Source organism: Demequina iriomotensis (assembly GCF_000971395.1).
GTDB lineage: Bacteria > Actinomycetota > Actinomycetes > Actinomycetales > Demequinaceae > Demequina > Demequina iriomotensis.
The window spans coordinates 1-11,537 of record NZ_BBME01000018.1; the positions used below are offsets into that span (position 1 = coordinate 1).

Here is an 11,537-nt window from a genome sequence, read left to right on the forward strand (position 1 = left end):
GGTCCCCGCGGCGGCCCCGCGGCGGCCCCGCGGCGGCCCCGCGGCGGCCACGCGGCGGCCACGCGGCGGCCACGCGGCGGCGGAGAGTGCGGGATTCGAACCCGCGGAGACGGGTTACGCCTCAACAGTTTTCAAGACTGTCACCTTCGGCCGCTCGGTCAACTCTCCTCGGCGCCGTGACGGCGCCGCGGACGCTCACGCGCCCGTGACATTGTGCCAGCCCGGGGCGAGGCCCGGGCTCAGCACCTGCAGCTCGTAGAGCTCGGAGGCGCGCGCGAGCTCGGCGTCGTACGTGAGGATCGCGTGGATCTCGGGGTGCGCCACCGCGGCGCCCAGGTGCAGCGCGGCGAATGGCTTGAGCACCGCCACCGCATGGGTCGAGACCGACACGTTGTGCTCCGAGAACCGGATCACCGGGATGGACCCGCGGACCATCTCGACCACGTCGAACGCCTTCGTCTTCTGCTCGCGCGGGTAGAGCTCGGCTGCCTGGCGCAGCTCGGTGAACCCCAGCTGCGTGGTCGCGAGCTCGTGGATGCGCGGCACCGCGAAGTCGTTGAACTCGTCGAAGTAGCGGACGCCCGGCAGGAACCTGCACAGCGCGGAGCCGTCGACGTAGATCACGGTAGAAGGGTAGCCCGGACATGGGAGCGCCCCCGCAACGCGGGGGCGCTCCCTGCCTCAGCTGGTCGTGTCAGCGGCTCTGGATGCGACGCATCGCGAGCTGCACCACGGAGATCAGCGCCTGCTTGGTCGCCGCCTTCTCGCGGGCGTCCGTGTACATGATCGGGGTGTCCTCGGAGATGCCGAGGGCCTCGCGCACGTCCTCGAGGGTGTGGCGGGCCACACCGTCGAAGCAGTTGACGCACACGACGAACGGGATGCCCCGGCCCTCGAAGTAGTCGACCGCGGGGAAGCACTGGTCGAGACGCTCGGTGTCGACGAGCACGACGGCGCCGATCGCGCCGCGCACCAGGTCGTCCCACATGAAGAGGAAGCGGTCCTGGCCCGGCGTGCCGAACAGGTAGAGCCACAGGGAGCCCGGCAGCGCGATGCGGCCGAAGTCCATGGCGACGGTGGTGGTGGTCTTGCGGTCGGTCACGCCTCCGGCATCGTCGACGCCCACCGAGTGCTCCGTCATGGCGGCCTCGGTGTTGAGCGGGTCGATGTCTGAGATGGATCCGATGAAGGTCGTCTTGCCGACGGCGAAGCCGCCCGCGACGACGATCTTGACGACCGTGGGAGCGGCGACAGCCGTCCCCGGTGCGACTGCTGCGTTAGAGGGCTGCGATGCCATCGAGGACACTCTCCAGGAGACTCAGGGACAGCTCGCCGGACGCATCGTGGGTCGAGGCGTCGTCGGCGGTGCCACTTACGTGGATCTTCAGATAGTTGACTTCGGCAAGATCCGTCACCAGCACCCGGACCACACCCAGCGGAAGGCGGGTGTGGGCCGAGAGCTCGGCCACGGACTGGTACTGACCTGTAGCGAGCTGCAGGATCTTCTTCTTCTCAGGGGTGAGCCCCGTCAAAGCCTGGGGGTCGGTGGTCGCCTCGACCAGGGCCTCCATGGGGAGGTCCTTGCTCGCAGCGCTGACCCGTCCACCGGTGACGGCGTACGGCCGGACCGTGTACGCCTCATCCTCGTGGCCGTCGAACGGCGTGCTGGAATCCGACACGATCAGGCCCTCGTCTGGCCGTTCGTCGGGAGGTTCTGACGCATCTCGGTGATGAGCTGCGGCGTGAGCGCGTTCTCGAAGCGCGACACCAGGAGCGTCATCTCGTAGCCCACGAGGCCCACGTCGCAGCTCGAGTCCGCCGCCACCGCGAGGACCGAGCCGTTGGAGACGCTCATGAGGAACAGGAAGAGCTCGTCCATCTCGACGATGGACTGGCGCACCTCGCCCGCCGCGAGCTGACGCGCGGCACCGCGCGTGAGGCTCGACATGCCGGCGACGATCGCCGCGAGGGTGTCGCCCTCGGTGCGGTCGAGGTTCTTCGACATCGCCATGAGAAGGCCGTCGGCGCTCACCACAAGCGTGTGGCGCGTGCCGGGCACGGACTCGACGAAGTTGTCCAGGAGCCACCCGAAATTGGTGGCCTCGGTGCTGAGGGCGGTCACATGTGCTCCTTGTGTGTGATGCGCGGCCGGGTGGCCTGGGGGTGGTCGTGGTCGGTCACGGTCTACTCGTTCGCCGGCTGCGGCGTGGACCGCAGGTCGAGGTCGGCGGCATCCGTCCGGGCCCGCTGGGTCCCGGAGTAGAAGCTGCTGAAGCGGCTGCGGACGGCGTCGGCGTCGCGCTCCTTGGGGGCGAGCGACACCTCCTCGGCGATGGGCTTCACCTCGACGGGCGCGGCCTCGGGGCTGCGACGCTTCTGCAGTCCCGCGCGGGTCTTGTCCACCGTGGGGCGCAGCTCCGACAGCGAGCTGAGCTCGGAGAACGCGAGCCGGGTCATGTCCGCGTCCTCGTCCGTGAACATGCGGCCGGACGGCTGGGTGTCGAACACCGGCTGGTATCCACCCACCGCCGCGTCGGAATCCGCCGCGGCGAGCGCCGAGGCGCCCGCCGCCTGCCAGCCGCTGGGCTGCGCGAGCTCCTCGGGCGAGAACGATGCGGGGGCCGACTGCGGCTCGAACACCGGCGCCTGCGGCACGTAGGGCGCCGCGGGCTCGGGCGCGAACGTCGCCGCGGGGGCGGGCGTGGGCTCGGGCGCGAACGCCGGAGCGGGCTCCGGCTCGAGCGCGGCGACCGGCTCGGGCTCAGGCGCGACGGGCCACGCCTCCGGGGTCACGGCCCACGGGTGCGCCGCTGCGGCCTCCGGCTCCGGGGCGATCGGCTCGAAGGAGCTCGGCGTGAAGGCGGGGGCCGCCTCCGCGACCGGCTCGACCGGAGCGACCGGCTCGACCGGGGCGCTCGGGGTGATCGGCGCGAACGGTGCGGGCGCCTGCGCCACGGGCTTCGCCGCCGCACGCTCGTCGTCGCTCTTGCCGCGCCCGAACAGGCGACCGAAGAAGCCTGCGCGACCGGCCTCCTCGCCCGACGCCTGGGCGATGATGTCGTCCATGCTCGGCTCGGAAGGCGCCTGGTAGGTGTACGGATCGTCGAGCAGCGCGTCGGCCACGCCGGCGGACGGAACCGCCGGTGCGGGGGCCGCGGCGAGCTCGGCCTCGCGGTCGGCCGCCGCGGTCGCGAAGGCCGCGGCGTCGAGCCACGGCGAGCGCGCCGGCTCGTCCTGTGCCTCGGCGACGGCGGGCTCCGTCGGCTGCTCGACCTCGGCGGCCGGCTCGGCCTCCGGCGCGGGGACGGACGATGCGGGGGTCGCCGGCGCCCACGGCGCGGCGGGCGCGAGCCACGGGCTCGCCGCCGGGGTCGCCTCGGGCTCGGGCTGAGCCTCGACGACGGCCTCGGACACGGCCTCGGCGGCCGGCTCGGGAGCGCTCCCGGGCGCCAGCACCATCGTCCACGGCATGGCCGCGGGCTCGTCCTGGACCGCGGGCTGCTCGGTCACGGCCGCCTCGAGGGGTGCCTCGGGCTCCTGCTCGAGCGCCACCGCGAGCTCGAACTCGTCGGGCTCGAGCGTCGGGATGGTGAACGGCTGCGCCTCGAGCGAGGCGTCCTCGACGGCAGGGGCCGCGGGCTCCACCTCGGGGACGGCGTCCCGTGCGGGCGCGCCGGCGAACGCGGCGCCGTACGGGGACCTCGCGAGCGCCGACGTCGGGGACGGGGCCTCATCGGCCTCCGCGACAGGCTCGTCGCGCCGCATGAGGGGCGAGCTCGACACCGCGAGCTTGGGCACCGAGAACGTGGGCAGCGACGGCGCGGCGGGCTCCGGCTCGGCCTCGAGCACCGGCTCGAGCTCGGGCTCGACGTCCGGCTCGAGGACCGGCTCCGGCTCAAGCTCGGGCTCGGGCTCGAACGCGGGCACCGGCGCCGCAGCCTCGTCGGCTCGCGCCTGGCCCTCGGCGGCGGCGGACGCGCGACGCATCGCGTCGAAGGCCGCGAAGGCGCCGCCGGCGCTGCGGGTGGGAAGTGCGGGCGCCTCGGGCTCGGTGGGCTCGCCCAGCGCATCGGCCATGACCGGCGGGACCGGGTCCGGCACCGGCGCGACCACGGCAGGCTTCGCCGTCTCGCGGCGCGAGCGGAAGCCGCGGAACACGGAGGCGCGCTCCTCGGCCGTCTGCGGGTCGACCTCGGCGGGCGACACGGTCGGGGTGAACGCGGCGGACTCGGCGTCGAGCGCGCTCAGCTGCGCGGCGGTCGCGCGGACGGGGAGACCGATGACCTTCTCGGCCTCGTCGGACGATGCGGCCGCGGGGGCCTCCTCGACGCGACGGCGGCGGGTCGGCAGCCCGGACTCCGACAGGCCAGCCGTGAGGTCGGCGCCGTCGACCGGCTGGCCGACGGGGGCCGCGGCGGCATCGGCGGCGATGAGCGCGTCGATGCCGGCGGGGAGGGGGATGGAGTCCTCGTCGTACTGCGGCTCGGACAGGGGCTCGGGCAGGGGCTCGGGCTGAGGCTCCGGCTCGGAGCCGCGACCGGACAGGCTCGCGCCGGCGACCATCGAGGCGGGCGCGTACGCGGCGGATGCCGGGGTGACGGGGGCCACGGGCGCCGCCGGGGCGGCAGGCGCCTGGACGGCGGGCGCGGCGGCGGGGGCGGGTGCCGACTCGGCCTCGCCCACGGCCTGGAAGAGCGCGGAGGGCAGCAGGATCGTCGCCACCGTGCCCTTGCCCTCGACGGAGGCGAGCGCGACCTGGGCGCCGAGGCGCCTGGCGATGCGGCCGACCACGAAGAGGCCGAGGCGCTGCGCGCCCAGGATCTCGGAGGCGGCGGAGGACTGGACGCGGGCGTTCGCCTCGGCGAGCTCCTCCTCCGTCATGCCGATGCCGGTGTCGATCACCTCGACGGTGAAGCCGTCGACCGTGCGACCGGTGCGGACCACGACGCGCGAGCCCGGGTCGGAGAACACGGTCGCGTTCTCGAGCAGCTCCGCGAACAGGTGGGCGGCGGTGAGCGCCTGGTGGCCGAGCATCGCGGGGTCGACCACGAGGTCGAGGTCGATGCGCTCGTACAGCTCGATCTCGGACGAGGCGGTACGGATCACGTCGGACATCGGCATCGCGCGGCGGATGCGACGGCCGGTGTCGATGCCGGCGAGCACGAGCAGCGACTCCGAGTTGCGGCGCATCCGGGTCGCGAGGTGGTCGAGCGCGAACAGCTTCGTGAGGCGCTGCGGGTCGTCCTCCGTGCGCTCCATCTCGTCGATGCTGGACAGCTGGCGGTTGAGCAGCAGCTGGTCACGGCGCGCGACGTTGACGAACATCTCGGAGATCGAGGAGCGCAGGGCGGCCTGCTCACGCGCGATCTCGATCGTGGCCGCGTTGACGCCGTTGAACGCCTCGGCGAGGCGGCCCACCTCGTCCCGCGACTCGACGGTGATCTGGACCTCGGAGACGTCGACGTCCTCGCCGGGCATCGCGACGCGCTCCACCAGGCGGGGCAGCTCCTCGCGGACCGCGGTCGCCGTCGTGGTGAGCCGGCGGAGCGGGTTGACGATGCGGCGGGAGATCGCGAACGCGATGAGCAGCGAGCCGACGACGGCCGCGATCGCGATCGCGAGGGTCAGCCACGTGGCCGACGCGGCGTTGACCGTGTTCGTGGTGATGATGCTGGTGGTGCGGTCCCACGCGTCGTCACGCAGCGGGGCGTACTGGTCGAGCTCGGCCTGGACCTTGCTGGGCCAGTCGTCCGACTGCGCGGCGACGAGCGACGAGTCGAGGCCGTTGAGGATCGTGTTCTGGACCGTCACGAACGACGTGTCGGTTCCGGCGGAGGCGCCCAGCGCGGGCACCTCGATCGCCGGCGTCAGGCCGGCCGCGCGGGTCTGCGCGTCCTCGAGGCCGAGTCGCGTGCGCTCGACGAGCGTGCGGGTCTCGGCGACCTCGGACGTGGTGAACTCGCCGTCCCGGATGAGGCGGTTGAAGACGTCGCCCTCGTACCGGATGTTCTCGATGAACGAGTCGAGGGCGCCGTAGGCCTGGATCGTCGCGACGGCGTTGCGGTCGGGGATCGCGAGGGCCACGGCGTCGGAGGCGCCGACGAAGGTCTTGATGACCTGCGTGTAGTAGTTGACGACGGTTCCGGTGGACACGCTCGCCGTGCGGACGCCCGCACGGATCTGCGGGAGCGAGTCGCGCAGCTCGTGGCCGGCGCTCACCGCGGCGAGCGCGGTCGCGTTCGCCTCGGTCGCGTCCACCTGCGCCGCGGCGGTGGCGATGTGGTCCAGGCCCGCGTCGACGGCGGGGAAGATCTCGTCGAGCTGATCGCGGTAGTCGGCGGTCTCGGCGAGGAGGCGGTGGGCGTAGACGCCCTCCTGCTCGACCGCGTAGGACAGCGCGGCGAACGGGATCTGCAGGTCGAACTCCTCGGGGCTCGAGCTCGCGAGCGTGTCGAGCTGGCGCACGGCCTCGCGGTACGCGCCATCCATCTCCTCGACCTCGTCGGCGGTCGGGAGGACGATCCAGCCACCCTCGGTCTCCGGCGTCGAGATCGTGTAGGCGCGCGCGTCGGGCAGCATCGTGCTGCCGTCCACACCCAGGCGCTGCTTGGTGAAGTCGAGGAGCGCGGACGCCTCGTTGTCCTCGAGCGCGTTCACGCGCTCGACGAGCGTGCCGTAGCGGTACTCGACGTCGGCGCGCGCGGCGGCGAGCTTCTCCTGGGTGTCCTGGACGATGTGGACGAAGTTGAGCGCGGCGCTGCGCTCGTCCTGGATGAGGGCCTCGGTCTTGCGAGCCTCTCCGAGGGTCTCGACCAGCTTCTCGGCGTTGGAGTTCTCGACGTAGTCGTTCGCGGCGGACAGCGTGATGTACGACACCGCCGACAGCAGGACGAGAATGGGCACCATGACGACGGCGAGGAGCTTCCCTCGGATACCGAGCCTCTGGAGCATGAAACCTTCCCCTCACAAGCCGCCGCACGGATCAGGGCGCTCCGTGCATGGAATCGGACGACTGCTCCCTTGCCCTATCGGCCGGTTCATGCAGGAACATGAGCCTTCATCCACGTGCGATGTTTGATGAGAGGGTAAGGGCCGCCAACCATGACGGGGTCAACAGGGGCACATCCATGAAGGCATGCATCGTCGTCACACCCGGGGGTCCCGAGGCGTTCTCCCTGGCAGATGTGGAGATCGAGCCGCCGGGAGGCCTCGATGCTGTGATGCGAATCACAGCCGCAGGCGTCAACCGCGCGGACGTGCTCCAGCGTCAGGGCAGGTATCCGGCGCCTCCGGGCGCCCCCTCCTGGCCCGGGCTGGAGGCCGCGGGCACGCTCCTGGAGGCGCCCGCATCGTCCCCCTGGCGCGCCGGGGACCGCGTGTGCGCGCTGCTGCCGGGCGGCGGCTACGCCGAGCGCGCCGTGGTCGACGCGTCGCTGCTGCTCCCGGTCCCCGACGGCCTCTCGGACGTCGAGGCGGCGTCGCTGGTCGAGGCGGCGTGCACCGTCGTGTCGAACCTCGACGAGGCGCGAGCGCTCCCGGGCGAGACCCTGCTGGTCCACGGCGGCTCGGGAGGCGTGGGGACCGCGGCGATCCAGATCGCCAAGGCGCGCGGCATGCGCGTGATCGCCACGGCCGGCGGCGCGGAGCGCGCGGCACGATGCGCGGCGCTGGGGGCCGACGTCGCGCTCGATCACCGTGCCGACGACTGGGTCGCGGCCGTGCGGGACCTGGGCGGCGCGGACGTGATCCTCGACGTGGTCGGCGCCGCGTACCTCGACGCCAACCTGCGCGCGCTTCGCACGGGCGGACGGCTCGTGGTGATCGGCATGCAGAAGGGCGCGCGCGGCGAGCTCGACCTGGGCCTGCTGCTCGCGAGGCGCGCGCGGGTCATCGGCACCACGCTGCGGGCGCGCCCGCTCGCGGAGCGGGCGGCGATCGTCGCACGGGTGCGCGAGGAGGTCTGGCCGCTGGTGCCGGACGCGGTACGGCCCGTGGTCCACGCGACACTCCCCCTCGAGCGCGCGGGCGACGCGCATCGGCTCCTCGAGTCCGGCGAGGTGTTCGGGAAGGTGGTGCTGACCGTCTGAGCGGGAGGCCTACATCACCGCGAGGCGGTCGGGGTCGATGAGGCGGTCGAGCACCGTGAGGATGCCGTCGTCCTCCACCGAGCCGATCACCTCGTCGGCGATCGACTTCACGTGCGCCGGGGCCGTGCCCATCGCGGCGGACCACCCGGCCCACTCGAGCATCGCGATGTCGTTGTTCCCGTCGCCGACCGCGACCGTGTGGTCGGGGTACACGCCCAGCTGGCGCCGGAGCGTCTCGAGCGCCGAGGCCTTCGACACCCCGGGCGGCGTGAGGTCGAGCCACGCGGAGTAGCCCACCGCGTAGGTGACATCGTTGAGGCCGATGCGGTGCACCAGGTCGTCGAAGTGGTCGACGTCGACGCCGGGGGCGCGGATGACCACACGGGTCGCCTCGTCGTGGCACAGCTCGTCGAAGGTCGCGACGCGCTGCCGCCCCACGAGCTCGCCCTGGGGGAACTCGCGGTTGACCAGGAAGCCCACGCCCAGGTCCTCGACCGCGAAGAACGCGTCGGGCATCTCCTCACGGATGAGCTCGAGCGCCGCACGGGGGTTGAAGGTGACCTTCTCGACGATGTCGTAGCCACCCGTGGCGCGCGGGTTGAGGCGCACGGTGACCGCGCCGTTCGAGCACACGGCCCAGCCGCGCCGCAGGCCCAGCCGCTCGGCCACCGGCAGCATGCCCATGATGTTGCGGCCCGTTGCGAGGATGACGTGGTTGCGGCACATCCGCGCGCGCTCGACGGCCTCCGCCACCGCGTCGGAGATGTCTCCGCCCCAGTGCATGAGCGTGCCGTCGATGTCGAGGCCCACGAGTCGCCACAAGTCCGGTCCGAGCGGGGGGCGCATCTCGCGGGGATTCATGCGACGACCTTACGACGCGACGTGCGCGGGCCGCGACGCGCCGCGGTGACCATCGCGTGAACGATGCACGGGCTCAGCGCGTGGGCTCCAGCACCTCGAGCCCGCCGAGGTAGGGGCGCAGCAGCGCGGGCACGTGGATGCTGCCGTCCGCCTGCTGGTGGTTCTCCAGCAGCGCCACCAGCCAGCGGGTGGTGCCGATGGTGCCGTTGACGGTCGCCACGGGCTCCGAACCGCCCTCCCTCCTCTCACGGATCGCGAGGCGGCGCGCCTGGTACGTGGTGCAGTTCGAGGTCGAGGTGACCTCCATCCACCGCTCCTGGCTCGGGAGCCACGCCTCGCAGTCGAACTTGCGGGCCGCGCTCGAGCCCAGGTCTCCGGCCGCGGTGTCGATGACCCGGTACGGGAGCTCGAGCGCCTGGAGCATGGTCTCCTCGGTGCGCAGGAAGCGCGCGTGCTCGGCGGCCGCATCCTCGGGGCGCACGTAGGAGAACATCTCCACCTTGTGGAACTGGTGGACGCGGATGATGCCGCGCGTGTCGCGGCCCGCGGAACCCGCCTCGCGGCGGTAGCACGCGCTCCATCCCGCGTAGCGGCGCGGGCCGTCGGACAGGTCGAGGAACTCGTCGGTGTGGTAGCCGGCGAGCGCCACCTCGGAGGTGCCGGTGAGATAGAGGTCGTCCCGCTCGAGCCGGTAGATCTCGTCGGCGTGCTTGCCGAGGAAGCCGGTGCCCGCCATCACCTCGGGGCGCACCAGCGTCGGGGTGATCATCGGCGAGAAGCCCGCGTCGATCGCGGTCTGCATCGCGGCGTTGAGGATCGCGAGCTCGAGGCGCGCGCCGATCCCGGTGAGGAAGTAGAAGCGCGCGCCCGACACCTTCGCGCCGCGCTCCATGTCGATCGCCTGGAGCCCCTCGCCGAGCGCGAGGTGGTCCTTCACCTCGATGCCCTCCGCCGCGAGATCGCGCGGGGTGCCCTCGTGACGCACCACCACGAAGTCGTCGGCGCCGCCCGCGGGCACGCCGGGCTCGGGGATGTTGCCGAGCGAGCGAGCGAGCTCGACCGCGCGCGCCGAGGCCGCATCGGCCGTCGCCTGGAGCTCCTTGACGCGTGCCGCGAGCTCCTTGGTGCGCGCGAGCAGCGCCTGCTTCTCCTCGCCCTGCGCCCGCGCGACGTCCTTGCCGAGCAGCTTCTGCTCCGCGCGCGCGGTCTCGAACTCCTGCAGCGCCGCGCGGTTGGCCGCGTCGGCCGCGAGGACCTCGTCGACCACGCCCGGATCGTCGCCCCGAGAGCGCTGGCTCTCCCTCACGACATCGGGGGTGGCGCGCAGCAGCTTGAGGTCGATCATGCCCGCAAGTCTATCGGCGGCCGACGTACGCTCTCCTCATGACCGCCGGCACGGGAATCGCTCTGATCGCGCTGGTGGTGGCGCTCATCGCGCTCTCGATGACGATCTCGACCACGCGGCGCATCGGCGTGCGCGACCCGGTCGCCGTCCCTCCCGTGTGGCGGCGGCTCCTGCGGATCAAGCCGCTGCCCGCGCTCGACCTCGCGGCCGCGGCCGACCGCTCGGACGCGCGCGAACGCGTCGCCTTCATCGCCAACCCGACCAAGGCGGGGATCGCGGAGCTCAGGGAGCAGGCCATGCGCGCATGCGCGATCCGCTACCTCCCCGAGCCCATGTGGCTCTACACCACCGCCGAGGACCCGGGCACGGGCCAGACCCGCGAGGCCCTCGCCCTGGGGGCCGATGTCGTGGTGGCCGTCGGCGGCGACGGCACGGTGCGCGCGGTGGCGGAGGGGGTGGCGGGCACCGGGGTGCCCATGGCGATCATGCCCATGGGCACGGGCAACCTGTTCGCGCGCAACCTCGACCTGCCGCTCGGCGACGTCCCCGCGCTGCTGCGCACGGCGCTCGAGGGCGCGCAGCGGCACTCGGACGTCGGCTGGCTCACGCTGGTGAGGACCCCCGACGGCGAGGACGAGGGCGAGCGGCACATCTTCCTGGTGATCGCCGGGGCGGGGCTCGACGCGGAGATGGTCGCGGGTGCGGACGACAGGCTGAAGCGCCAGTTCGGCTGGGTCGCGTACTTCTTCGCGGCGGTCCAGCACCTGGGGAAGCGCATGGTCGCGCGCATCGCCGTCGACGGCGGGGAGCCGGCGGAGAGCCACATGCGCACGGTGCTCCTGGCGAACGTGGGCCGGCTGCCCGCGGGGATCCAGCTGGTGCCCGACGCCACCTTCGACGACGGCATGATCGACGTCGCGACGCTCGACGCGCGCGGCGGCATCGTCGGCTGGACGGAGCTCTTCGGCACCGTGGTGGCGCAGGGCGCAGGCATCCGGGAGCCGTGGCACACGCGGGTGTGGCGCACGTCGCGCATCGACCACGTGCGCGGACGGCGCGTCGAGATCCGCTTCGAGGAGCCCCAGAAGGTCCAGGTGGACGGCGAGTCGCTGGGCCGGGCGACGCGCGTGCTCGCGGAGGTCGACGCGGGGGCGCTCACGCTGCGCGTGCCGGCGTCGAGCGTGCCCGGCGCCGAGCCGGCGGACGATGCAGCGGCGCTGCCCTCATCGTCCGAGCCCGGCTGA

At 72.9% G+C, this 11,537-nt stretch carries 9 protein-coding genes and 1 tRNA gene; 2 read left to right on the plus strand and 8 right to left on the minus strand.

What is annotated here, in order from left to right; all coding sequences use genetic code 11:
• Positions 1 to 80: 80 nt before the first annotated feature.
• The 6 genes from AOM09_RS12460 to AOM09_RS12485 all read right to left on the minus strand — a co-directional run bounded on the left by AOM09_RS12460 (position 81) and on the right by AOM09_RS12485 (position 6,951).
• Positions 81 to 168: transfer RNA gene (locus tag AOM09_RS12460), tRNA-Ser, on the minus strand.
• 27 nt (positions 169 to 195) lie between these two features.
• On the minus strand, positions 196 to 624 hold the full coding sequence (locus AOM09_RS12465) for a hypothetical protein (protein WP_062389058.1): 429 nt from the start codon (positions 622 to 624) through the stop codon (positions 196 to 198).
• Positions 625 to 694: 70 nt separating this feature from the next.
• Entirely contained in the window at positions 695 to 1,297 is a 603-nt protein-coding gene (locus tag AOM09_RS12470) for a GTP-binding protein (RefSeq protein WP_062389061.1), read from the minus strand.
• On the minus strand, positions 1,278 to 1,679 hold the full coding sequence (locus AOM09_RS12475) for a DUF742 domain-containing protein (protein ID WP_062389064.1): 402 nt from the start codon (positions 1,677 to 1,679) through the stop codon (positions 1,278 to 1,280). The genes AOM09_RS12470 and AOM09_RS12475 overlap by 20 nt, the downstream gene beginning before the upstream one ends.
• Positions 1,680 to 1,681: 2 nt before the next feature.
• Entirely contained in the window at positions 1,682 to 2,122 is a 441-nt protein-coding gene (locus AOM09_RS12480; protein ID WP_062389066.1) for a roadblock/LC7 domain-containing protein, read from the minus strand.
• Between the two features lie 62 nt (positions 2,123 to 2,184).
• A complete protein-coding gene (locus tag AOM09_RS12485; RefSeq protein WP_062389069.1) occupies positions 2,185 to 6,951 on the minus strand; it encodes an ATP-binding protein in 4,767 nt (1,588 codons plus the stop codon).
• 176 nt (positions 6,952 to 7,127) lie between these two features.
• On the opposite strand from AOM09_RS12485, the gene AOM09_RS12490 reads away from it, so the two are divergent.
• Complete coding sequence (locus AOM09_RS12490) at positions 7,128 to 8,087, plus strand: NAD(P)H-quinone oxidoreductase (RefSeq protein ID WP_062389072.1); 960 nt, start codon at positions 7,128 to 7,130, stop codon at positions 8,085 to 8,087.
• Between the two features lie 9 nt (positions 8,088 to 8,096).
• On the opposite strand, the gene AOM09_RS12495 is transcribed toward AOM09_RS12490, so the two are convergent.
• Both AOM09_RS12495 and serS read right to left on the minus strand, forming a co-directional pair.
• Positions 8,097 to 8,948 carry an HAD family hydrolase gene (locus AOM09_RS12495; RefSeq protein ID WP_228375139.1) on the minus strand — a complete coding sequence of 284 codons (852 nt, stop codon included), beginning with the start codon at positions 8,946 to 8,948 and terminating at the stop codon, positions 8,097 to 8,099.
• A 73-nt stretch (positions 8,949 to 9,021) separates the two neighbouring features.
• The gene (gene serS / locus AOM09_RS12500) at positions 9,022 to 10,293 is read right to left on the minus strand and encodes a serine--tRNA ligase (protein WP_062389075.1); all 1,272 of its coding nucleotides are present in this window, start codon (positions 10,291 to 10,293) and stop codon (positions 9,022 to 9,024) included.
• Between the two features lie 38 nt (positions 10,294 to 10,331).
• Between serS and AOM09_RS12505 the strand changes: the two genes are divergently transcribed.
• The gene (locus AOM09_RS12505) at positions 10,332 to 11,537 is read left to right on the plus strand and encodes a diacylglycerol/lipid kinase family protein (RefSeq protein WP_062389078.1); all 1,206 of its coding nucleotides are present in this window, start codon (positions 10,332 to 10,334) and stop codon (positions 11,535 to 11,537) included.